General features: G+C 67.5%; 28 protein-coding genes and 1 pseudogene. 11 read left to right on the forward strand and 18 right to left on the reverse strand.

All coding sequences use genetic code 11. The features are described from left to right. Positions 1 to 333 precede the first annotated feature (333 nt). The 3 genes from QM721_RS11520 (at position 334) to QM721_RS11530 (ending at position 1,636) form a co-directional block, all read left to right on the forward strand. On the forward strand, positions 334 to 786 hold the full coding sequence (locus tag QM721_RS11520) for a hypothetical protein (protein WP_415122094.1): 453 nt from the start codon (positions 334 to 336) through the stop codon (positions 784 to 786). Beyond that, on the forward strand, positions 783 to 1,241 hold the full coding sequence (locus QM721_RS11525; RefSeq protein ID WP_415122098.1) for a hypothetical protein: 459 nt from the start codon (positions 783 to 785) through the stop codon (positions 1,239 to 1,241). The genes QM721_RS11520 and QM721_RS11525 overlap by 4 nt, the downstream gene beginning before the upstream one ends. An 89-nt stretch (positions 1,242 to 1,330) precedes the next feature. Continuing rightward, complete coding sequence (locus tag QM721_RS11530; protein WP_415122106.1) at positions 1,331 to 1,636, forward strand: hypothetical protein; 306 nt, start codon at positions 1,331 to 1,333, stop codon at positions 1,634 to 1,636. Positions 1,637 to 1,656: 20 nt separating this feature from the next. On the opposite strand, the gene QM721_RS11535 is transcribed toward QM721_RS11530, so the two are convergent. Next, positions 1,657 to 2,073: a type II toxin-antitoxin system VapC family toxin gene (locus tag QM721_RS11535; RefSeq protein ID WP_415122108.1), complete on the reverse strand. Its 417-nt coding sequence runs from the start codon at positions 2,071 to 2,073 to the stop codon at positions 1,657 to 1,659. Continuing rightward, positions 2,070 to 2,300: a type II toxin-antitoxin system prevent-host-death family antitoxin gene (locus QM721_RS11540; RefSeq protein WP_415122110.1), complete on the reverse strand. Its 231-nt coding sequence runs from the start codon at positions 2,298 to 2,300 to the stop codon at positions 2,070 to 2,072. The genes QM721_RS11535 and QM721_RS11540 overlap by 4 nt, the downstream gene beginning before the upstream one ends. A 269-nt stretch (positions 2,301 to 2,569) precedes the next feature. Here QM721_RS11540 and QM721_RS11545 point away from each other — a divergent pair, with 269 nt between their 5' ends. Together QM721_RS11545 and QM721_RS11550 are read left to right on the forward strand one after the other, a co-directional pair. Next, entirely contained in the window at positions 2,570 to 2,824 is a 255-nt protein-coding gene (locus QM721_RS11545; protein ID WP_415122112.1) for a type II toxin-antitoxin system VapB family antitoxin, read from the forward strand. Then, entirely contained in the window at positions 2,821 to 3,207 is a 387-nt protein-coding gene (locus QM721_RS11550; protein ID WP_415122114.1) for a type II toxin-antitoxin system VapC family toxin, read from the forward strand. Before QM721_RS11545 ends, QM721_RS11550 begins: the two co-directional genes overlap by 4 nt. Before the next feature lie 33 nt (positions 3,208 to 3,240). Here the strand turns inward: QM721_RS11550 and QM721_RS11555 are convergent, their stop codons facing one another. Beyond that, a complete protein-coding gene (locus tag QM721_RS11555) occupies positions 3,241 to 3,999 on the reverse strand; it encodes a hypothetical protein (RefSeq protein WP_415122116.1) in 759 nt (252 codons plus the stop codon). Between the two features lie 338 nt (positions 4,000 to 4,337). Here QM721_RS11555 and QM721_RS11560 point away from each other — a divergent pair, with 338 nt between their 5' ends. Continuing rightward, positions 4,338 to 4,679, forward strand: coding sequence for a hypothetical protein (locus QM721_RS11560; protein WP_415122118.1), 342 nt, complete (start codon positions 4,338 to 4,340; stop codon positions 4,677 to 4,679). Positions 4,680 to 4,754: 75 nt separating this feature from the next. On the opposite strand, the gene QM721_RS11565 is transcribed toward QM721_RS11560, so the two are convergent. The 4 genes from QM721_RS11565 to QM721_RS11580 are packed head-to-tail and all read right to left on the reverse strand — an operon-like array spanning position 4,755 to position 6,315. Next, the gene (locus QM721_RS11565) at positions 4,755 to 5,252 is read right to left on the reverse strand and encodes a DUF6998 domain-containing protein (protein WP_415122120.1); all 498 of its coding nucleotides are present in this window, start codon (positions 5,250 to 5,252) and stop codon (positions 4,755 to 4,757) included. Between the two features lie 9 nt (positions 5,253 to 5,261). After that, on the reverse strand, positions 5,262 to 5,690 hold the full coding sequence (locus QM721_RS11570) for a hypothetical protein (RefSeq protein WP_415122122.1): 429 nt from the start codon (positions 5,688 to 5,690) through the stop codon (positions 5,262 to 5,264). Between the two features lie 13 nt (positions 5,691 to 5,703). Beyond that, positions 5,704 to 6,006, reverse strand: a complete 303-nt coding sequence (locus QM721_RS11575; RefSeq protein ID WP_415122124.1) for a HigA family addiction module antitoxin — start codon at positions 6,004 to 6,006, stop codon at positions 5,704 to 5,706. A 6-nt stretch (positions 6,007 to 6,012) separates the two neighbouring features. Beyond that, entirely contained in the window at positions 6,013 to 6,315 is a 303-nt protein-coding gene (locus tag QM721_RS11580; protein ID WP_415122126.1) for a type II toxin-antitoxin system RelE/ParE family toxin, read from the reverse strand. 60 nt (positions 6,316 to 6,375) lie between these two features. Between QM721_RS11580 and QM721_RS11585 the strand changes: the two genes are divergently transcribed. After that, a complete protein-coding gene (locus QM721_RS11585) occupies positions 6,376 to 6,657 on the forward strand; it encodes a DUF1272 domain-containing protein (RefSeq protein ID WP_415122128.1) in 282 nt (93 codons plus the stop codon). Between the two features lie 144 nt (positions 6,658 to 6,801). On the opposite strand, the gene QM721_RS11590 is transcribed toward QM721_RS11585, so the two are convergent. The 8 genes and pseudogenes from QM721_RS11590 to murQ form a co-directional block, all read right to left on the reverse strand. Then, positions 6,802 to 7,137, reverse strand: a complete 336-nt coding sequence (locus QM721_RS11590; RefSeq protein ID WP_415122130.1) for a HigA family addiction module antitoxin — start codon at positions 7,135 to 7,137, stop codon at positions 6,802 to 6,804. After that, positions 7,097 to 7,378 carry a type II toxin-antitoxin system RelE/ParE family toxin gene (locus QM721_RS11595; RefSeq protein WP_415122132.1) on the reverse strand — a complete coding sequence of 94 codons (282 nt, stop codon included), beginning with the start codon at positions 7,376 to 7,378 and terminating at the stop codon, positions 7,097 to 7,099. The genes QM721_RS11590 and QM721_RS11595 overlap by 41 nt, the downstream gene beginning before the upstream one ends. Positions 7,379 to 7,488: 110 nt before the next feature. Then, positions 7,489 to 7,746, reverse strand: a complete 258-nt coding sequence (locus QM721_RS11600) for a type II toxin-antitoxin system RelE family toxin (RefSeq protein WP_415122134.1) — start codon at positions 7,744 to 7,746, stop codon at positions 7,489 to 7,491. 9 nt (positions 7,747 to 7,755) lie between these two features. Further along, positions 7,756 to 8,001, reverse strand: a complete 246-nt coding sequence (locus QM721_RS11605) for a type II toxin-antitoxin system Phd/YefM family antitoxin (RefSeq protein WP_415122136.1) — start codon at positions 7,999 to 8,001, stop codon at positions 7,756 to 7,758. A gap of 64 nt (positions 8,002 to 8,065) precedes the next feature. Beyond that, positions 8,066 to 8,278: pseudogene (locus QM721_RS11610) on the reverse strand (DUF933 domain-containing protein); the annotation flags it as partial. 47 nt (positions 8,279 to 8,325) lie between these two features. Beyond that, on the reverse strand, positions 8,326 to 9,351 hold the full coding sequence (locus tag QM721_RS11615; protein WP_415122138.1) for a MupG family TIM beta-alpha barrel fold protein: 1,026 nt from the start codon (positions 9,349 to 9,351) through the stop codon (positions 8,326 to 8,328). Between the two features lie 152 nt (positions 9,352 to 9,503). After that, positions 9,504 to 10,952 carry a PTS transporter subunit EIIC gene (locus QM721_RS11620; protein ID WP_415122140.1) on the reverse strand — a complete coding sequence of 483 codons (1,449 nt, stop codon included), beginning with the start codon at positions 10,950 to 10,952 and terminating at the stop codon, positions 9,504 to 9,506. Positions 10,953 to 10,991: 39 nt separating this feature from the next. After that, entirely contained in the window at positions 10,992 to 11,903 is a 912-nt protein-coding gene (gene murQ / locus QM721_RS11625; RefSeq protein WP_415122142.1) for an N-acetylmuramic acid 6-phosphate etherase, read from the reverse strand. 137 nt (positions 11,904 to 12,040) lie between these two features. On the opposite strand from murQ, the gene QM721_RS11630 reads away from it, so the two are divergent. Next, positions 12,041 to 12,913: a MurR/RpiR family transcriptional regulator gene (locus tag QM721_RS11630; protein ID WP_415122144.1), complete on the forward strand. Its 873-nt coding sequence runs from the start codon at positions 12,041 to 12,043 to the stop codon at positions 12,911 to 12,913. 218 nt (positions 12,914 to 13,131) lie between these two features. Here the strand turns inward: QM721_RS11630 and ychF are convergent, their stop codons facing one another. The 3 genes from ychF to QM721_RS11645 form a co-directional block, all read right to left on the reverse strand. Beyond that, entirely contained in the window at positions 13,132 to 14,202 is a 1,071-nt protein-coding gene (ychF, locus tag QM721_RS11635; protein ID WP_415122146.1) for a redox-regulated ATPase YchF, read from the reverse strand. A gap of 301 nt (positions 14,203 to 14,503) precedes the next feature. Then, positions 14,504 to 15,103, reverse strand: coding sequence for a GNAT family N-acetyltransferase (locus tag QM721_RS11640; protein WP_415122148.1), 600 nt, complete (start codon positions 15,101 to 15,103; stop codon positions 14,504 to 14,506). Continuing rightward, positions 15,100 to 16,371 carry a citrate synthase gene (locus tag QM721_RS11645; protein WP_415122150.1) on the reverse strand — a complete coding sequence of 424 codons (1,272 nt, stop codon included), beginning with the start codon at positions 16,369 to 16,371 and terminating at the stop codon, positions 15,100 to 15,102. The genes QM721_RS11640 and QM721_RS11645 overlap by 4 nt, the downstream gene beginning before the upstream one ends. A 121-nt stretch (positions 16,372 to 16,492) precedes the next feature. Here QM721_RS11645 and QM721_RS11650 point away from each other — a divergent pair, with 121 nt between their 5' ends. The 3 genes from QM721_RS11650 to QM721_RS11660 all read left to right on the forward strand — a co-directional run bounded on the left by QM721_RS11650 (position 16,493) and on the right by QM721_RS11660 (position 21,592). Further along, entirely contained in the window at positions 16,493 to 16,879 is a 387-nt protein-coding gene (locus tag QM721_RS11650) for a YbjQ family protein (protein WP_415122152.1), read from the forward strand. Positions 16,880 to 17,178: 299 nt separating this feature from the next. After that, positions 17,179 to 19,863, forward strand: a complete 2,685-nt coding sequence (gene pulA, locus QM721_RS11655) for a pullulanase-type alpha-1,6-glucosidase (protein WP_415122154.1) — start codon at positions 17,179 to 17,181, stop codon at positions 19,861 to 19,863. Between the two features lie 400 nt (positions 19,864 to 20,263). Next, positions 20,264 to 21,592, forward strand: coding sequence for an MFS transporter (locus tag QM721_RS11660; protein ID WP_415122156.1), 1,329 nt, complete (start codon positions 20,264 to 20,266; stop codon positions 21,590 to 21,592). Positions 21,593 to 21,744 lie beyond the last annotated feature (152 nt).

A 21,744-nucleotide genomic window follows, 5' to 3' on the forward strand; every position in this document is an offset into this window, starting at 1 on the left:
TGCTTGCCGCCCAGCGACGTGCCCATCTGCTCAGACTCCTTGCAGAATCAGGCAAGATAGTGGCTTTCGACGTCGCGACTGACCTGGGCATCTCGGTGGACAGGGCGTGACCTGCGCGACCTGGCTGCTGAGGGGCTGTGCCGCGGGTCTACCGGGGGTGCGCTACCGCCTCCCCGCGATCGTCGACTACGCCGCCCGCCAGGGCGTGGAGCCCGAGGGTAAGCGGGCGGTGGCCGCGACGGCGGTGTCTCTGATCCGCCCGGGGAGGAGCGCTCATCCTCGACGGCGGCACCACGGCGCTCGCGGTCGCACAGCTGCTTCGCGGGATCTGGAATGTACCGTCATCACCAGAGCAGCCCGACGATCGCGTCGGCGCTGTTGCCACACCCGAGGGCCGAACTGCTCATGCTGGGCGGCCGGATCTTCAAACACTCGGCTGTCGCCTGCGGTGCTGCCGCCGTGGAGGCTGCCCAGTATGTCTCGTCCGACCTCTGCTTCCTCGGTGTCACCGGGGTTCACCCGGAGGCCGGGCTCACCACCGGCGACTCCGAGGACGCGGCGATGAAGCGGGCGCTGGCGGCACGTGCGGCAGAGACCTACATACTCGCCTCGTCCGAGAAGATCGGCACGGCATCGCCCTACCGTGTCCTGCCGTGGAGCCAGATCTCCGGGGTGATCACCGACGCGGACCCGACCAATGACGTCATCGGCGAGGTCGCGAGTCATGGGGTCGAAATCCTGCATGCCGCCGCATCGGCCCGATCAGGCGTGGAAGGCCCAGCGTGACCGCCAACTCTCTCTTCTTCCTGCTCGTCGGGTTCGTCTGCTGCGTGGCAATCGTGCTTGCCATCGTGATCGTCCGGCGCAATTCGGCCGACGTCGCGTCCGAGGCGGCCGTGATGCCCGATCAGCGCTCGCCGCTGTGGGCGCTGATGCTGATCGCGACCGTCCCCCTCGCGTGCTTCACCACGCTAGTGGGCGGGGGAGTTCTCGCAATTCTGCTCGGCCGCTGCAGCCTATGGGGGTGTTCACCGTCGTGGCCGCTGTCCGAACTCGACTTCTCGCTGCCGGTGATCGGGTTCGGGCTGGGGCTGTGTGCGGTGATCTTCGGCATCTGGTGGCTGGCCCTGCTGCCGTCCCCGCTACCCCGCAACGCGGTCGCCCGCCGCACCATCCGGTTCGTGGTCGCCTCCGTCGGGACGCTGTTCGCCGTGGCCCACGCAGTCCTCGGAGTCGGCTGAGTCACTTCAGAGTAAGCGTTCGACCGATTGACCGGGTCGAGAGGCCACGTTCAAGCCGGTCATCGCCAGCTGCTTTACTGGAGGATGAAATGCGCTACCTCGATCACGAACCCGGCGGATGGTTCCTGCTGGAGCAGGACGGCTCCCGCTACCTCGACGCGCGGTACAGCTACACCGCACTGGTCGACGATTGCGCCTTGATCCGGCTCAGCGACGCCGAACTCAAGGCCTACCGTCTCGGTGGTCACGACTACCTGTCCGATCTCGCCACGCGTATCCACAACAGTGCTCCGTACTTGGAAAAGTCTCGCTTCTTCTCGCGAGACCTGTACCGCGGACCGGACGGGCCGCAGTACCGCCGTGCGGTCCACGACGCGCTCGCAGGCCACACCTGAATGGCCGAACGACGCACGGCTCAACTCCATGGGTTGACGACAGCCACGCCGAGGGATTCGAAGTCCTTGACGTTGCGTGTGACGACGGTCAGGCCGTGGACAGCCGCCGTCGCCGTGATCAGCGCATCCCGCTTCGGCCGAGGGTCGGGGACGTGGAGTCGTGCTGCGTAGCGCGCAACCGGTATGTCCACAGCGAGGATCCGGCGGGAGAAGGCCTGGAGCAGCTCGTCGTCCAGCCACGCCTGCAGCCGCGATGCCTGAGCCGGATCATGCCTGGCCAGCCGTGCAATCCCCACCTCGACTTCGAGGACGGTGATCACCGAGAGGTAGAGATCGGACACCACACGCGCAGCGACCCAGGAGCGCACCCCAGGATCTGCCCTACGCTTCGACTTGCGGAGTTCGCTCACAACATTGGTGTCGAGTAGGTAGGTCACAACTCGGGAACCGCGAGCTCGATGTGGGCGGGATGGAACTCGATGTCGAGGTCATCGTCCATGCTCAGACGGTCGACGAGGGACGCGCCGGTCTCGCCCATGCGGCGATACTCGGCGATCGACATCAGCACGTAGGCCGGCTCGCCGCGATCAGTGATCACGACCGGCCCCCTGTTTGCTTCGCGCTTCGCGGCACTGACATCACGGTTGAACTCGCGCGCAGTCATTGTCGTCATCCTGAACGCCCCCTCACTCATGTAGGCACATACCTACTCTATGGCGGATCCGAAGTCCTCGATGGGCATCACCCCGAGAACGTCGTGTCATTCCCGCGGCGTCCCAGCCTCGTGCCTCGTCTTCAGATCGGCGGTGGGCGAGTAGTGCCAAACGTTGATTCTGACCTTTCACGGCGTGGCCGCGGCCAGGTCCTCGATGGTCGGTGGTCTGTCTCGGATTCTTCCTAAGAGGGAGTAGTTCTTCCTTGTAGGATGGAATCGTGGCTTTGAACATTAAGGATCCGGTCACGGACGCCCTCGCCCGCGAGCTCTCCCGAGAGACCGGCGAGAGCATCACCGAAGCGCTGCGGATCGCGATCGGGGAGCGGCTGACGCGGCTGCGTCGGCAGGCGTCGGTCGGCGCGCGATTCGCCGACCTGCAGCGCTATGTCGACCGTGGGCGGCAGCGGGCAACGCTCGATGCTCGGTCCGCCGACGAGATCCTGGGCTATGACGAGAACGGGCTTCCGCAGTGATCGTCGACACCTCGGCGCTGATGGCGGTGATCCTCGGTGAGTCGGATGCCGAGACGTACCTGAAGGCGATGACCGGAGCGCCCACGCTGGCTGTCTCGGCGGTCAGCCTGACCGAGGCGTTGATCGTCGCCGAGGCGCGACAGGGGCTCGAGGCCGCCGCCGACCTGGGAGCCCTGCTGGCCGAACTCGAGGCCGAGGTCGTCGCCGTCGACGAGCGTCAGGCTGAGGCGGCCGCGTCGGCCTGGCGCAGATTCGGTAAGGGCCGCCATCCGGCCGGGCTCAATCTCGGTGACACCTTCAGCTACGCGCTGGCCGGCATCCGCAGCGAGCCGCTGCTCTTCAAGGGACGTGACTTCGCCGCAACCGACGTCATCCAGGCCTGAGGGGCGCGCCGCCGCATTTCGACCGGGTGACCCTCACCGAGGTTGCTGGGGTTGCCGAAGGGTCCGGGTGAGCAACCGTCGGGGCCGGCGTTCGCCCTTGCGGCGCGTACGTTCCGCACGATGGACGCCGTGCTGCATCTGCTCCTGGGCACGGATGTACTGGGTGTAGCCGGTGGACACCAGGATCAGGAAGGCGCCCAGGGAGACCAGCGAAGAGACCAGGTCGGGATTGACGTACGGGGTGCCGCGCAGCTCATGGGTGATCCGCTCGATCAGGGTGAGCACGCCGATGCTGGTCCACCCCCAGAAGATGGTCCGCGCGGTTTCGGTGGCCTCGACGAAGTCGGCCCGCTTGGCCATCCGGGTGTTGTGCGCCCAGCCCCAGGCAAGGCTGGAGGCGATCAGTCCGGGAACCAAGCTGGCGGTGTTGGTGAAGCCCGCGTCCCGGTCGGGGCCGACGACGGCCACCATCGCGATGCCGGCCAGAGGTGAGAGCAGGAGGTAGTAGGTGTGGTTGCGCGGATCCGCCTTGCGGACGTCCCAGCCCCGATAGCGGACGAAGATCGCCCCGAGCCCGGCCAGGTACGCGGCGATGGCGAGCCAGTTCGACACCACCACCTCGACGAAGCCGCTGCCGGACATCCGCAGCACGATCGCCGCCAGCTCCAGCGCCAGCGCCACGCCGAACAGGCTGAACTCGAGTCGCCGCCGCTGGGTGTCTGCGCCGCGCGCCTCGATGGTCTCGTCGATCGCCGGACCCAGGTCAGGCTGGGCGGGCTGGTCCTGGGCCATGTCGTGCAGCATAGGCAGCCTCGGGTTGCTACGGCGCGCGGCGGGATGTGCCGACGGACGGCACGATAAGGCCATTCCCGTCGAGACTTGGCTGCGGTGCCGGCAGACCTTGCCGGTGCCCCGACACCCACGATCACTAGACTCCCCAGCCAATTCGGGCTGCGATTCGCGTGCGATGTGCGCCCGGGCATCAGATCGTCCGTGCGAACCAGAGGCCCGTCGCGACCGCCAGCTATCTCACCGCCGTCCTCGCCGGGCTCGCGCTCGGCCTGGTCATTGCGGTCACCGTCCTGGTTATCCGTTCCCGTGCTCCCGGTGCGGCGTCTGGCGCCGCGTCCGTGCCCGAGCAGCGCTCGTCGCTGTGGGCGCTGGTCCGGATCGCGACCGTCCCGCTCGCGCTCGTCACCACGATGCTGGGGGCGGGAGTCCTGGCGATCGCGATCGACCGGTACGGACTGTGGCAGTGCTACCCGAAGCGAACGCTGGCCGAACTCGACTTCTCGTTGCCGACTCTCGGGTTCGCGGTCGGGCTGTGCGCCGTGCTCTTCGCCGTATGGTGGCTCGCCCTGCTGCCGTCGCCGATTCCGCGCAACGCCGCCGCACGGCGGACCCTCCGGCTCGCGGTGGCGTCGATCGCGACCCTGTTCGTCGCGGCCCATGCGGTCTTCGGGCTCGGCTGAGACCGATTCGCCTCCGCTGGCGAGCGCCCACGCTGCGCGCCGGTGCTCACCGTCCCCGGCACACTGCGTCAGCGCTCACGGAGTGGGCCCGTCCAGCGCGGCGTAGGCCGCCCTCATCTCGTCGGTCACATCGACGCCCGCATTCCGAATCTGTCGAAGGGTGGGCTGCTTGCCGTTGGTGTGCTCGCTATAGCGGGCCAGCAGGTCGACCTCCGATGCCGGCACCTCGTGAGCGAGCACGAGTTCGAAGGCGCCGTGCTCGAACACCAGGAAGACCGCCGTGTCGAAGTCGAAGCTCCGGAACGGGCTGAACTTGCCCGACGAGCCGGCAGCTCGAGTGCCCATCGCCTTCACCTGGATGCGCCGGCCGGTTGGCGTGGTGATGTCGTGGGACTTGGTCGAGTTCGGCTCCAAGGCTCCGCCACGGGCCTGGAGGACGACCTGCTCGGCGATGTCTCCGAGCGGCTTGTTCCTGGTCCGCACCAGTCCGCGCCGGGTGAGTTCGGTGACGATACCGGCCTCCAGGCTGAGCAGCTCGGGAATGCTCAGGTTCGTCAGGTCCGGGCCACTCATGCCGGCAACCTACAGCGCAGGCTCGATGGCCAGCCCGTCGTCGTCGAAGGCGACGCCGTCCGCTTCGAGTCGCCTGCGGGCCGCGTGGTGGACGACGCCGCGCCGGCTCGGATCGCGTTCCAACAGCCGCAGCAGCGTGATGCGCGCCACGTTCGGATGTTCGGTGACGGCGACCTTCACGCTCCAGAAGCGGTCCTCGGCGAAGCGGTCGAGCACCGCCGTGCCGGCCGCCGGGTTCATGGCGGCGACATTGCGGATCGCCTGGTTGGGATCGACGAAGAACGGTTCGAAGTCCGCGTCCAGGTGTGCCGCGCGAGCCAGTGCATAGCGTCGTTGCTCGTCGGCTCGTTCCTCGGCGGTCTTCCGCTTGCCCATCTCGTTCTTTCCTCGATCGCGTGACCTGATGATCCGCTGAGCCTGCCCGCGTCGTTCAGTCATGTCAACGCGAGGGTCATGCGACCTGCAGCGGCGTGATCGCCGCGATCTGGTCGGCCACACGGTCCTCTGCGAGCTCCAACTCGTACCGGGTCTGCAGGTTGAGCCAGAACTGTGGGGGCATCCCGAAGTATCGTCCCAGGCGGAGCGCGGTGTCGGCGGTGATCGCCCGCTTTCCATGAACGATCTCGTTGATGCGGCGCGGTGGCACGCCGATCGAGACCGCGAGCTTGTTCTGTGTGATGCCGAAACCCTTGATGAAGTCCTCCATGAGGACCTCGCCCGGGTGGATCGGCGGGTAGAGCTTCTCGGCCATCATCCCTCCTCAGTGGTAGTCCACGATCTGCACGTGTTCGGCGCCACCATCACTCCAACGGAAGCAGATTCGCCATTGGTCGTTGATCCGGATGCTGTGCTGCCCGGCTCGGTCGCCCTTGAGTGCGTCCAAGCGGTTGCCGGGCGGAACGCGCAAGGCGTCCAGCGCCGTCGCCGCATCCAGTGGGCGGAGCTTTCTTGTTCGCCGTCCTGTGAATTCTCGGATCGATCCGCTTCGCCGGTTCGCGCCGCCACACACGCTCAGTGTCGCGGTCGGCGAACGATCTGATCGCTCGCCCATTGTATAACGCATAGCGTTAGTAACGCTATGCGTTAGGTTGGAATCGCCTGCTCCAGCCCAGAAGGTTCGGGCGTGCGAGTGTACGGTTGGGTCGTGCTCGAACTCCGACCGAACTGCGAGTGCTGTGACCGTGACCTGGCTGCGAGCAGTGCCGACGTCTATATCTGCAGTTTCGAATGCACGTGGTGCGGGGAGTGTGCGCGCGAACTGCTGCGCCTGGTGTGCCCGAACTGCGCCGGTGAGCTGGTGCGTCGGCCGATTCGGCCGGCGTCCGAGCTGGTCAGCCACCCGGTCAGCACGATCCGGGTCAACACCCCGGACTGCCGGGCTCGTGCGCTCGCCGCACTCGACTGAAGGTGGCGTCGTCGAGCACGTCGCAATAATCGGGACGGGGGCATCGGCCAGACCTGGCTGGCCCGATTCCACCGACCAGCAGTCGCCGGTCGCGGACGACGGAGCCAACGACCTTCCGAACAATGCAACACCCCGGATCGGGAATCACGCGACGCTCAGAGGCGTGATCTCGGCGATCTTGTCGCGAAGTGCGTGACGTTCGAGGCGCAACTCGTAGTTCGACTGCAGGTTCATCCAGAACTCCTCGGACGTGCCGAAGTACCGCGCCAGGCGGATCGCCGTGTCGGCGGTGATGCCCCGCTTGCCGTGCACGATCTCGTTGATCCGCCGCGGCGGCACTCCGATGGACACGGCCAGCTTGTTCTGCGTGATCCCGAAGCCCTCGATGAAGTCCTCCATCAGGATCTCGCCCGGATGGATCGGCTCGATCCGGTCGGTCTCAGTGGTAATCGACGAGTTCGACATCTTCCGCACCTCCATCTGTCCAGACGAAGCAGATACGCCATTGTGCGTTCACCCGGATGCTGTACTGCCCGCTACGATCGCCGGCCAGCCGCTCCAAGCGGTTTCCCGGCGGTATCCGCAGATCCTCTACGTCCTGTGCCGCATGGATCAACTCCAGCTTCCGCAAGGTCGCTCGTTGCAGCGTCCGGTCGACACGCTTGACGTACTGCTCATGCCAGATGCGCTCGGTGTCCTTATTGCCGAACGACCTGATCACGAGGCAACTATATGGCGCAAACCGTTAATAACGCTAGACGTTAAACCTGAACTCGACCGCGTTCCGGCACAGACCAACTAACCTCTGGACGCCCTCGTCTTGCCCAGCGCTCACCGTTCGTACACGTCGCGGCGATGCCCGAGCGTCACGACCACGACCAGCAGCCGGTCGTCGTGGACGGCGTAAATGATCCGGTAGTTGCCGACGCGGATTCTCAGTCCTGGGCGGCCGCGCAGGGCCTTCGCTCCCGGCGGGCGGGGATCGGCTGCGAGCAGCGCGATCGCGCCACGGATGCGCGCCCGGTCCTGCCGGTCGATCTTCTTCAGGGCACGCAGCGCCGCCGGGCGAACCTCGATCTCATACGTCACGAGCAGCGATCACCAGCCCAGGTCGGCCTTGACCTGCTCCCAAGGGATGTTCGGGCCCTCCTCGGCCATCGCGGCGTCGAACGCGGCCACGTCTTCTGCTTCTTCGGCCGCGCTCTTCAGGCGCTCGTACTCCGCAGCGGATACGACGACGGCCTGCGCCTCGCCGCGGCGCTCCACGACCACCGCCTCGTGCTGGGCGGCCTTGATGACGGCGGCGAAGCTCTTGCGCGCCTCGGAGGCAGTGATGGTAGACACGGCTCGATTGTACAAGAGCAGCGTTAGAATGTACGTGCCTCGGTGAGGGGCAGACGGGGCGCAGTCACACGTTGAAGCGGAACTCGACCACGTCTCCGTCGGCCATCACGTAGTCCTTGCCCTCGAGCCGCACTTTGCCGGCAGCGCGGGCAGCGGCGACCGAGCCGAACTCGACCAGGTCGTCGTAGCTGACGATCTCGGCCTTGATGAAGCCCTTCTGGGAGTCAGTGTGGATCACGCCGGCCGCCTCGGGAGCCGGCGCTCCGGTGCGGATCGTGTTGCCGCCGGAGCGACGATTCGACCGGCGCGGGCTCGGATCCAGACTCAGACCTGCTCGAACCGGACGGTCATGCCCGGACGCAGCAGGTCCACCAGGCCGAGGTAGGGGCTTGCGATCTCGGCCACCCGGGCCTGCAGATGATGGAGCGGACGGTCGGTGCGCATCAGGTGGATCTCCCCGCAGTAGCGGCCGTATCCGGCCAGGTCCATCTGCAAGCTGCCGCACAGCCGCTGGTCGGCGTTCACGATGCGGGAAGGGGTCCGCGCCGCCCTGGTCCCCTCCAGCCGGAAGGACGCCTCGGCACCCTCGACACGGAGCCGCCAGGGATGTTCGACGAGGAAGCCGACCGAGGGGTCGAGCCCGGTCAGCGGCAGGGTGACCTCGCCGGACTGCTCGAAGCGATCGATCCAGCGTAGGTGCTCGGGCAGCAGGGTCCCTTCTGCACAGAAGATCTTCACCTCTGGGGAGAGAGTCAACAGCTCGACCGCGTTGCGGTAGGAGTTGCGGTGTCGTTGCTGCTCCAGCAGGGGAAGCCCGGCGAACAGCGGCGCCCGGAAGCTGACCTCACCGGGAATGAAGCCGTAAACCGGAAGGCCCCGCTCGGCGAACAGCCGGTTCTGGGCGAGGTAGAAGCCGGGCTCGAGTCCGGTTTCGGGGCGCGGATAGTAGTTGTGCCAGCCGATCACCTCCAGGCCGGCCAGTTCGTCCAGCAGCCCGGCATTCACTGTGCTGGCGTTGACCGCGATCGGGAACTCCCGGGCGATCCGGCGGATCTGCTCGGCCGTGAACCCGTAGTCGATCCGCAGCCGGACGACACCCCAGTCGCGCAGCCGGCCGATCTCGTCCAGCCTGATGCTCAGCTTGTCGAGGGTGGCGGGAGAGACGTCGCCGCAGAAGGTCAGGCCGTGATCCTCATGCAGTCCGCGGAGATACTCCCCGTAGGCCAGCAGCCCCTCGCTCTCGGGGATGTGGAAGGAGGTGAAGACCAGCCGCTCCGGCTGGGCGAGCGCCTGGGCGACCACGGCGGCCCGCAACTGCGAGCTGTCGGTGGGATAGAGCGAGAACAGCATCGATCCATTCTTCCGTCTTCACCGTTGCGCCGCCGACGCTGTCGAGGCGAGCAGCCGGCGGGATTCGCCGCTCGCCGCGGCGATCAGTCCCCCGGATCACCGCGCGGCCGGGCCGTGCCGCCGGTCGCTCCGGCAGCACGGCACCAGGCCGGTCAGCCGAGACGCTCGACCATCTCCTCCTTGAAGCCGAAGAACCAGGTGAGCACGAAACCCATGATGTAAGAGATGACCAGACCGCCGAGGTACCACAGCCACATGCCGCTGGAGATCACCGGCGCCATCAGGATGCCGGACAGACCCAGCGCTGTCGCGCCGAACCCACCGGTCTGCTGGATGCCGAAGGCGATGAAGGCGCCGCCGAAGCCGCCGCCGAGACAGGCGGTGATCAGCGGGTAGAGCAGTGGCAGCGAGACGCCGTAGATCAGCGGTTCGCCGACACCAAGGAAGCCGATCGGCAGTGCGGCCCGGATGATGTTCTTCAGCCGCTCACTCTTGGTCTTGAAGAAGATCGCGATCGCCATGCCGACCTCGCCCGCACCCGCCATGGCGAGCACCGGCAGCAGCTGGGTGTAGCCGTGGTCGGCGATCAGCTGGGCGTGGATCGGGGTCAGACCCTGATGGATGCCGAGCATCACCAGCGGCAGGAAGAGGGACGCCAGCAGGTAGCCGCCGATCACACCACCCTGTTGCAGCGCGAAGTCGATCAGCAGCCAGTTGATGCCCTTCATCAACAGGGCCGAGATCGGCATGATGATGCCGATACACAGCACGGCACCGACGATCAGCGTGACGACCGGCACGACGAACAGGTCGAGCGCAGCAGGGACGCGCTTGCGCACCCACTTCTCGATCACGGTGAACACCCACGCCGTGATCATCACGCCGATGATGCCGCCCAGGGCTGGACTGAGGTCGCCGAACACCGGGAGCGAGAGCGGCTGCGCGGCGGTCTTGGTGCCGTCGGCGGCCGTCGTCGCCGCGATCCCGGAAAGGGACGTCATGTAGGGCACTCCGCCGGCGATGAGGCCGAGCACCGGAGTGCCGCCGAACTCCTTGGCTGTGTTGTGACCGACGATCAGGCTGAGCGCCCCGCTGAGGATGGCGCCCAGGCCGGCGAAGGCCAGGAACCAGGGGTTCTTCGCCACGGTGGGGTCGAAGACCTTCACGATGTTGGCGAGAGCAAGCACCAGTCCGCACGCGATGAAGCCGGGGATGATCGGGATGAAGATGTTGCCGATGTGCCGGAAGACGGCATGGGCGCCCGTGGTCTGCCTGGCCTTCACCTTGGCCTTGTTCTCGGCTTCCAGCGTGCGTAGATCTTTGGCAGCATCGACCTCGACCTCTGCGCCGGGGGTAATCCCGCTGACCTCGGCGAAAGCGTCCCGCAGCCGCTGGGCGTGACCGGGACCGACCACGATCTGCACCTGCTCGCCGGAGACGACGCCCAGGACGCCCGGCAGCTTCTTGATCGCATCCAGATCGGCCTTGCCGGGGTCGACCAGGTCCAGCCGAAGCCGGGTCATGCAGTTGGTGAAGGTGGCAACGTTCTGGTTGCCACCCACAAGACCGACGATCTGCCGGCTGAGATCTGCGTAATCCACGGTGATTCCTTCCTTGATTTCAGTGGGTCGAGTGTTGGGTCAGGGTTGCGGGGTGGGGGCGATGGTGGCGCGGACGAAACCGTGCGCCTCAACCAGCCGGGCACGGGCCGTCTGGGCGTCGACGCCACACAGGATCGAGACGATCGCGGTCTTGGCGTGGTTGCCGGCCTCGGCCAGCGCCTGCGCGGCGCATTCGGGGTCGCAGCCGGTGGCTGCCTGAATGATTCCGATCGCGCGCGAGACCAGCTTCTCGTTGGTCGGCAGGACGTCGACCATCAGGTTCCCGTAGACCTTTCCGAGCCGCACCATGGTGGCTGTGGAGATCATGTTGAGGACGAGCTTCTGGCTGGTGCCGGCCTTCAGCCGGGTCGAGCCCGTCAACACCTCAGGGCCGTTGTCCAGCTCGATCGAGACGTCCGCGTGGCTGCTCACCTCTGCGCCGGGATTGCAGGCGATCGACACCGTCGCAGCACCGACTTCGCGGGCGTGGTCGAGGCCACCGATCACGTAGGGGGTTCGGCCGGACGCTGCGATGCCGACGACGACATCACAGCCGCCAAGGCCGAGTTCGACCAGATCGGCGACTCCCAGTTCTGTGGAGTCCTCTGCTCCCTCCACAGCGCGGAACATCGCCTGCTGGCCACCCGCGAGCAGCCCGACCACCTGATCGGGGTCGGTGCCGAAGGTCGGCGGGCACTCCGCGGCGTCCAGCACGCCGAGCCGTCCGCTCGTCCCCGCTCCGGTATAGATCAGGCGGCCACCCGCGCGCAGGGCGGCCACGGCAAGTTCGACGGCTCGCGCGATCTGCGGAATCTGGTCGGCCACCGCAGCCGGTACCCGGGAGTCCTCCGCGTTCATCACCTGGAGGAACTCGGTGATGCTCATCGCATCCAGCGTGGCCGTGCGGGGGTTTCGCGACTCGGTTGCGGTCAGCTCGCTCAGGTCTGGCATCAGGTTCCCTCCTGTCGGGTCGGCGACCGAATGGCGCGATGCTACACGGTTTCTACACATTGTGAAACAATGCAACATTGTGGTGTGTCACACTGTCTTGCGCAGCTGGGACCGGGCCGGTCAGAGAGGAGGCGGCCGTGGAGGTGACGGACGCGATCCGCACCGCAATGCCGCGCCTGCGGCCGGCCGAGGCGAAGGTGGGAAAGGTGTTGCTGGCAGACCCCGAGGCTGTCCTGGAAGCCACCGTCGCAAGCCTCGCCGACCGAGCCGGGGTGTCCCAGGCCAGCGTCGTCAGGTTCACCCGGGCATTGGGGCTGAGCGGCCTGCCGGCACTGCGGATCGAGCTGGCTCAGGAACTCTCCCGTCGCGCGGTGGAGCTCGAACGTTCGAGTATCGCCCAGGGCGAGATCAATACCTCCGATCCGGTGGCCGACGTGGTCGCCAAGCTGGCCTTCCACGAGGCCCGGGCCATCGAGCAGACCGCGCGCGGGCTGGATCTGGCCGCGCTGGAGCAGGTCGCCCAGGCGATCGCCGGTGGCCACCATGTGGTGACACTCGGAGTCGGCGCCAGCGGGCTGGCCGCAGCCGACCTAGCCCAGAAACTGCAGCGCATCGGCCTGATGTGTCTGTCCTCCCACGACACGCACGTCCAGCTGGTGCATGCGGCGCTGGCCGACCCGGCGACCGTCACCGTCGCCTTCTCCTACGGCGGTCGCACCGTCGAGGTGCTGCGGGCGCAGCGGATCTCGCGCCAGGCCGGAGCGCTCACCGTGGCGGTCACCAATGATCCCGAATCGCCGATCGCCCAGGCCTCCCAGCTGGTGCTTCGCACGACGGCGCGGGAGGCCGCGATGCGAGCTGCGGCCCTGGCGAGCCGGATCGCCCAGCTAGCGGTGGTCGACTTCCTGTTCGTCCGGGTCGCCCAGCTCAGGTTCGATGACCTCGGCGCAGCTCTGCGGGCGACCTTCGAAGCCGTGGGCGAACAGCATCTGCCACCAACGACAGTCTGAGTGACCCGCCGCCGCTCTGCCTGCGGAACTCAGGTCAGCGATTCCTGGTCGTGACCGAGCTGCACGGGGCCAGGCACAGGGACGCCGCCATGGATCGTCGTCCCGCTCACCGGTGGACCCCATTCGCTGCGTTCTGTGAACTCGGCGGGATCCGGCTGCCGACGCCCTCCCATCGGGCAGCCGCACCCCGGCGCTCCGCCATCGGGCACCCCAGATGCCTAACTGTGGCGGAACTCCACCACGTCGCCGTCGGCCATCACGTAGTCCTTGCCCTCGAGCCGGACCTTGCCGGCGGCCTTGGCCTGTTGCATGCTGCCCAGTTCGAGGAGATCGCCGAACGACACCACCTCGGCCTTGATGAAGCCCTTCTGGAAGTCGGTGTGGATCACGCCCGCGGCTTCGGGGGCGGTGGCGCCCTTGCGGATCGTCCAGGCGCGGGCCTCCTTGGGGCCTGCGGTCAGGTAGCTCTGCAGGCCGAGGGTGTCGTAGCCGACCCGGGCCAGGACGTCCAGGCCGGGCTCGTCGATGCCCATCTCGACCAGGAACTCGCGGGCCTCGTCGGGCTCCATCTCGACCAGCTCGGACTCGATCTTGGCGTCCAGGAAGATCGCCTCGGCCGGTGCCACCAGCTCGCGCATCCGGTCCAGCAGTGCGGTGTCGGTGAGCTCGTCCGAATCGCAGTTGAAGACGTAGATGTACGGCTTGGCGGTGAGCAGGAAGAGCTCCCGCAGCGGTTCGCGGTCGAGGTCGGCCGCGTAGATGCCGCGTCCGGAATCGAGCACCTGCTGGGCGGCCTGGACGGCGGCGAGGGTCTCGCGGCGGTCTTTGTTGATCCGGGCTTCCTTCTCCAGTCGGGGCAGCGCCTTCTCGACGGTTTGCAGGTCGGCCAGGATCAGCTCGGTGGTGATGGTGTCGATGTCGTTGCCCGGGTTGACCGCGCCGTCGACATGGGTGACGTCGGGGTCGCGGAACACCCGGGTGACCTGGCAGATGGCGTCCGCCTCACGGATGTTGGCGAGGAAGGCGTTACCCATGCCCTCACCCGCCGAGGCGCCCTTCACGATGCCGGCGATGTCGACGAAGCTGACCGTGGCCGGCACGATCCGCTCGGAGCCGAACAGCTTCGCCAGCTGCGGCAGGCGCTCGTCCGGGACGCCGACCACGCCCACGTTGGGTTCGATGGTCGCGAAGGGATAGTTCGCCGCCAGCACCTCGTTACGGGTGAGCGCGTTGAACAGGGTGGACTTGCCCGCGTTGGGCAGTCCGACGATGCCGATTGTCAAAGCCACGCGGTCGATCCTAGGGCTGCCGACGCCACGGCTCCGAACCGGATGCCCCGTCCGAGACCTGCCGCACGTCGCCGCCTTCGCCCCACGTGGCTGCCCGCAGACAGGCAGTCGAGTTGCCACGAAGGCAGTTGGGCCTTCACCTGGTGCGCCGCACCGAACCGGACGTCCGGTTCCGACGACGGCAGGGAAGCGCTGACCCAGGCGCCCACCGCTGGTTGAGCTTGTCGAAACCCCGATTGAGGGCGCTCTGTTGGAGGTCTCGACTAGCTCGACCAGCGAAAAGTCAGGGTTTCCCTGGTGATCACGACTCCCGCGGGCGTCCGATGCGCTCGGTCAGCCGCTGCCGGGCGGCCGGCCACTCATCGGCCAGCATGCTGTACATCACGGTGTCGCGCACCGACCCGTCGCGGCGCAGCTTGTGGTGCCGCAGTTCGCCGTCGTGGTGGGCGCCCAGCCGTTCGATCGCCCGCTGGCTGGCGAAGTTCTCATTGTCGGTGCGCCAGCCGACCACCGCGGCGTGCAGCACCTCGAATGCGTGGGTGAGCAGCAGTAGCTTGCAGGCGGTGTTCACGTGGCTGCGTTGCACGCTGCTGCCGTACCAGGTGTAGCCGATCTCGAGCCGCTTGATGGCCGGGACGATGTCGTGAAAGCTGGTGCTGCCCAGCACCAGCCCGGTGGCGGCGTCCGTCACCGCGAACGCCACCCGCGCTGGGTCGGCGAGCGCGGTGGCGATGTAGGCCGCCTCGTCACCCGGGGCGGGCACGCTCGTGATGGTGAGCTTCCACAGATCGCCGTCGGAGGCCGCCGCGGCCAGCCCGGCCGCATGCTCGGCCTTGAGCGGCTTGAGTTTGACCCCCCAGCCGGCCAGCGTGACCGGCCCCACCCAGAACTGCGGACTCACCGATCTTCCATCGGCACGTACGTGCGCCGCTCATAGCCGGTGTAGAGCTGCTTGGGCCGGATGATGCGCTGGTCTGGGTCGGTGAGCTGCTCGGTCCAGTGCGCGATCCAGCCCGCGGTGCGCGGCACGGCGAACAGCACGGTGAACATCTCGCTGGGAAAGTTCAACGCCTCATAGATCAGCCCCGAGTAGAAGTCCACGTTCGGGTACAGCTTGCGTGAGACGAAATAGTCGTCGTTGAGCGCGATCTTTTCCAACTCGACCGCGATGTCGAGCAACGGGTTCATGCCGCGCACCTCGAACACGTCGTCGACGGCCTGCTTGATCACCTTGGCCCGCGGGTCGTAGTTCTTGTAGACCCGGTGGCCGAACCCCATCAGCCGGCCCCGGCCGTTCTTGACGCCCTGAATGAACTCGGGCACCCGGTCGAGCGATCCGATCTCGCGCAGCATCTTCAGCACGGCCTCGTTGGCGCCGCCGTGCAGCGGGCCGAACAGTGCGCCGATGCCCGCCGCGGCAGCCGTGTACACGTCGTTGCCCGACGACGCCACGGTGCGCACCGCGGTGGTGGAGCAGTTCTGCTCGTGGTCGGCGTGCAGAATGAACAACACCTCCAACGCCCGGGTGAGTCGCGGGTCGGAGCGCCAGACCCGCTGCTGGGACTGGAAGAGCATGGCCAGAAAGTTCTCGACGTAGCCGAGCTCGTCGCTGGGGTAGACGGGGTGCCGTCCGATCGAGTGACGGAACGTGGCCGCCGCCAGCGTGGGCATTTTGCCCAGCAGCCGAAACGCGTTGAGTTCGCGCAACTCTGGTTCGGCGATGCGGCGTGACGAGGGGTAGAAGGTCATCTGCGACACCACGGAGGCCATCAGCTTGGCCATCGGGTGGGCGTCGTAGCGGAACGACTTGATGATGTCGTACACGTTCTCGTGCACCAGCCGATGACGATTGACCTGATATTCCCAATCGGCGAGCTGGGTCGCCGTGGGCAGTTCGCCGTTGCTCAGCAGGTAGGCGACCTCGAGAAACGATGACTTCTCGGCGAGTTCTTCGATCGGGTAGCCGCGGTGCTCGAGAATGCCCGCGTCGCCGTCGATGTAGGTGATCGAACTGCGGCAGGCCGCCGTATTCACGAAGCCCGGGTCGTAGGACGCCAGCGGGCCACGGTCGGTTTCGACCACCGCCAGACCGGTGGCCCGGACGGCTCCCTCGGTGATCGGGAGCTCCGCCGTGACCTCACCCGTGCTGATCTGCAACGAATCCGCCATGCTGGGCACCCTACCCGGCCACGTTTGCATGCGTGTCACAGCCGCCTGTTGAGACCCGGGCGGCCTGTTGAGACCCGGGCGGTGGGCGTGGCCGGGGCCCGGCGCCCAATAACATTGCCCCATGCTGATCGTCACCACCAACGACATTCCGGGTTACCGCATCGAAGCAGTTTTCGGCGAGGTGATGGGGCTCACCGTGCGGTCTGCCAATATCGGGGCCAATTTCGTCGCGAGCTTTCGCGCCATCGGCGGTGGCGAGGTGAACGAGTACACCCAACTGGTCTACGAGTCGCGCCAGCAGGTGATGCAGCGCATGTGGGAGCAAGCCACCCAGCGTGGCGCGAACGCCATTATCGCCTGCCGCTTTGACACCGGTGAGATCGCGGCGCAGTTCTCTGAGGTCTGCTGTTACGGCACCGCCGTCGCGGTGGTGCCGATTGCCGAGGGCGAGCCGGGAGCCACTCCGCAGTCGATAGCGGACGCCCGGGCTCGCGGCCAGATGCGCTGAGCCGGTCGCGTGGGGATGTGCTGATTCAGCAGCTTCCCTTGCTGGTTGAGCTTGTCGAAACCCCTTGCTGGAGACGGATCCTAGGGGTCTCGACAAGCTCGACCAGCGAAAGTCGGCACGTTCCACGAGGGCATCGGCCCACTCGGGCGACGATCTCGCGAGTCGTCGCTTCGGCGGTTCGCCACGTCGGCGGACGGTTCGTTCAAACCGAAACGAAGCGGGGGTTCCGAGACGAACAGGTGCGTCATGCTAGTGAGGGCAGGATGGTCGGCGACCGATCCCCGACGACGAGGTGACGCATGCGGATGCTGCAGGGCCTGCCCGACCTGACGTTGGCGCCCGGCCACTGGGTGACCCGTGAGCTGGTCGCCTGGCCGCTCGATGCGGTGCCGGTGGGGCTCGATCCGCACGAGCTGGTCTGGCGCCTGCACTGGTCCTCCGACGGCGGCATCGATCCGACCGCGCGCGAACCCGTCGCCTGGAACACCGCCGATCTGCGCATCGACGACGACGGCCTGCCCGAGCCTGTGCTGGCCGACCGGCCGCACCTGCGCGGCTGCCTGGCGCTGCGGCTGCCCGCGCCGGCGGCGGCCGAGGCCGAGCGGGTGCTGCGCGGCCAGCTAGTGCTGAGCCTGCACGCGCCGTCCGGACGGCTGGTGAACGCCGGGTCGCTGCAGCTGCCCGGCGTGCTGGACGAGCTGTACGCCGACGCCGGCAACGCCCGGCTGGGCCTCACCTGGGCCGGTGGTGCGCCGACGCTGCGGCTGTGGGCGCCCACCGCCCGCGACGTGAGTCTGCGGCTCTGGCACCCGGGCGACGACCTGCACGCGCCGGGTCGCGAGCTGCCCGCCACCCGCACCCCGGACGGCTGCTGGTCGGTCTCCGGCGACCCCGGCTGGCGCGGTGCCCGGTATCGCTGGCAGGTGACGGTGTATGCGCCGTCCGGACGGCGGGTGGTCACCAACCAGGTCACCGACCCCTACTCGGTCTCGCTCACGGTGAACTCCACCCACTCGGTGATCGTCGACCTCGACGACCCCGAGCTGCAGCCTGCCCAGTGGCTTTCAGCGCCCCAGCCCAGGCTGGCACACCCGGTCGACCAGGTGACCTACGAGCTGCATGTGCGCGACTTCTCGATTCACGACAAGAGTGTTCCCGAGCCTGAGCGGGGCAGTTTTCTGGCCTTCTCCCGCGACAGCCTCGGCACCCGGCATCTGCGCCGGCTCGCCGAGGCGGGGCTGAACACCGTGCAACTGCTGCCGGTCTTCGACAACGCCAGCGTCGAAGAGAGCCGCGAGCGCCAGCAGCGTCCGGCCAAGGCGGAGCTTCGGGCGCACCCGCCCGACAGCCCCACCCAGCAGCGGCTGATTCGGCTGACCGTGGTGGGCAATCCGTACAACTGGGGGTACGACCCTTGGCACTACCAGGCCGCCGAGGGCTCGTTCTGCTCGAGCCTGGCCAGCGCCGAGGGGCCGGGCCGGGTGCACGAGTTTCGCACCATGGTGGGCGCACTGCACGGCATGGGCCTGCGTGTGGTGCTCGACCAGGTGTTCAACCACACCGCCAGCTTCGGCCAGCACACCAAGTCGGTGCTCGACCGCATCGTGCCCGGTTACTACCACCGGCTCAACCCGCTGGGTTTCACCGAGCACTCCACGTGTTGCCCCAACGTCGCCACCGAGCATGCGATGGCGCAGAAGCTAATGGTCGACTCGGTGGTGCTGTGGGCGCGTCACTACAAGGTGGACGGCTTCAGGTTTGATCTGATGGGTCACCACAGCCGGGCGAACATGCTGGCCGTGCGGGCCGCCCTCGACGCCCTCACACCCGAACGTGACGGCGTGGACGGCTCGGCGGTCACCCTGTTCGGCGAGGGCTGGAACTTCGGCGAGGTGGCCAACGACGCCCGCTTCGTGCAGGCCCGGCAGGGCAATCTGGCCGGCACCGGCATCGGCACCTTCAACGACCGGCTGCGCGACGCCGTCCGGGGCGGGGGACCGTTCGACGACGACCCGCGCGGGCAGGGCTTCGGCACCGGGCTGTTCACCGAGGCCAACGATGCTGCGGTGAACGGCGACGGCTACGCCCAGCACGACCGGCTGCTGGCCGACACCGACCTGATTCAACTGGGCCTGGTCGGCAACCTGCGCGATTTCTGGCTGCCCAGCAACAGCCGCCGAGCGTTCGTGCGTGGCGACGAACTGGAGTACCACGGTCAGCCCGCCGGGTATGCCGCCGAGCCCGACGAGGTGGTCAACTACGTCGACGCCCACGACAACGAGACGCTGTTCGACGCGCTCACGCTGAAGCTGCCGCCGCAGACCTCGATGGCAGACCGGGTGCGGATGAATACCCTGTGCCTGGCGCTGGCCACGCTGGGCCAGGCTCCGGTGATGTGGCATGCCGGCACCGACATTCTGCGCAGCAAGAGCCTCGACCGTAACTCCTACGCCTCGGGCGACTGGTTCAACTACCTTGACTGGACGATGACCGACAACGGTTTCGGCGCCGGCCTGCCGCCCCAGGACGACAACGGGGCCAAGTGGCACTACTTCGTTCCGTTCCTGGCCGATCCGGCCATGAAGCCGGCGGCGGACGACATCGAGCGGGCGCATCAGGGTGCTCTCGACCTGCTGCGGCTGCGGGCGTCCACCAGGTTGTTCCGCATGGCGTCGGGTCATGCCATTCGCACCAAGGTGACTTTTCCGGTCAGCAACACCGCGCAGCAGCCGCCCGGCGTGATCGTGATGCGCATCGACGACCGGGTGGGTGAGCCCGTGCAGCGGCAGTGGGCCGGGCTGGTCACCGTGTTCAACGCCACCCCGTTGGCGGTGCGGGTGCGGGTGCCGGGGCTGAGCAGTCGCTTCACTCTGCACCCGGTGCAGGTGGCCGGGCACGACCCGGTACTGAAGCGGGCCCGGGCCGATGGCGAGTGGGCGTCGGTTCCGGCCCGCAGCTACGCGGTGTTCGTCGAGCCCCGCTGAGCCGGCTCTGCGCGGTGCAACCACCGCACCCTGTGCACAGAGGCTTTGGGAGTTACCTGGTACTCAGCTACGGATCATGGCCATCGAAGGCGTGGTTCGCTCGAACACGGCCGTCTCGCTGTCGCAGGTGATGGGCAACCGCACCCGTCCGCTGCTGCAACGGCCGGCGGCGCCACAGCAATAGGTAAGGTGCTGAGCACTGCATCTTGTTGGTTTCGACAAGCTCAACCAGCGGTGCTCGGGTTGATCAGTGGTTCCGTAGAGGCATGGGTGGTGGCTCAACCGGCCCCCGGCGAGTTGCTCCACCGTGACCCCGGCTCTCTGCGGTGGAGACCTCTCGACAGCCCTACCGGCGGAACCTCTAGACTCCTGGCAGCATTATTTGCAGGAGGGACCAATAATGGCCGATCCCGTCGTCGCGAAGTCGCTCACCCGCTCCGAGCGACTCGACCGGCTGCCCTTCACCCGCAAGCACGGACGGCTGCTGGTCGGCTCCGGCATCGGCTGGGCGCTGGACGCCATGGACGTCGGGCTGATCTCGTTCGTGATGGCCGCGCTGGCCGCCCAGTGGAAGCTCGACGCGACGACCCTGTCGTGGATCGGCTCCATCGGGTTCGTCGGCATGGCCATCGGAGCTTCGCTGGGCGGTCTGCTCGCCGACCGGATCGGACGCCGCCAGGTGTTCGCCCTCACCTTGCTGGTGTACGGCGTAGCCACCGGGGCATCGGCTCTGGCCACCTCGGTGGCGGCGCTGATCGTGCTGCGGTTCGTCGTCGGCATCGGGCTGGGCGCCGAACTGCCGGTGGCATCGACGCTGGTCAGCGAATACGCCCCCAGGGCGATCCGCGGCCGGGTGGTGGTGGCACTGGAGGCGTTCTGGGCCATCGGCTGGATCCTGGCGGCACTGATCGGCTACCTGGTCGTTCCCTCCGGTGCCGACGGCTGGCGCTGGGCGTTGGCGGTGGGCATCGTTCCCACGGTCTATGCGGCGGTGATTCGCTGGAGCCTGCCCGAGTCCGTCCGGTTTCTGGAGTCGAAAGGCCGCACCGCGCAGGCCGAGTCGGCCGTCCGGGGTTTCGAACAGGCCGCCGGGGTCGAACCCGTGCCCAGCCCCGACGCGTCGCCGGCGACGGCGGCGGCCACCGACTCGATCTGGTCGCCCGCCTACCGCACCCGCACCACCGCGCTGTGGGCGGTGTGGTTCTGCATCAACCTGAGCTACTACGGCGCGTTCATCTGGATTCCGACCCTGCTGGTGCAACGCGGGTTTCCGCTGGTGCGCAGCTTCGAGTTCACCCTGATCATCACGCTGGCCCAACTGCCCGGCTACGCCGTGGCCGCCTGGTTGATCGAGAAGTGGGGGCGACGCTTGACGCTGGCGGTGTTCCTGGCCGGTTCGGCGATCGCGGCCGCCGCCTTCGGCTTCGCCAGCACCGAGACGCTGATCATCGTCACCGGTTGTGCGCTGTCGTTCTTCAACCTCGGAGCGTGGGGGGCGCTGTATGCGGTCGGCCCCGAGCTGTACCCGACCGCCGTGCGCGGCAAGGGCACCGGAGCCGCCGCCGCGTTCGGCCGGATCGCCTCGATGATCGCCCCGCTGAGCGTCCCGTTGCTGCTGGCGGCCGGCGGCATGGTGTTGGTCTTCGGGGTCTTCGGCGTCGCGTTTCTGCTGGCCGCCGGCGCGGCACTGTTCCTGCCCGAACACGCCGGACGGGCGCTGGAGAGCTGACGGGCGGGAGGCTACGCAGGCGCTGACCAATGCGACCGCCGCTGATTGAACGTGTTGAAACCTTTGCCTTGGCGGCACGTCCGGGGTCTCGGCACGCTCGACCAGCGAAAATCAGCTATTCCCTAATAGGGTTGGCGCTGTTTGGACCACCG

Origin of the sequence: Micropruina sp. (genome assembly GCF_047602085.1) — a bacterium.
Lineage (GTDB): Bacteria > Actinomycetota > Actinomycetes > Propionibacteriales > Propionibacteriaceae > Micropruina.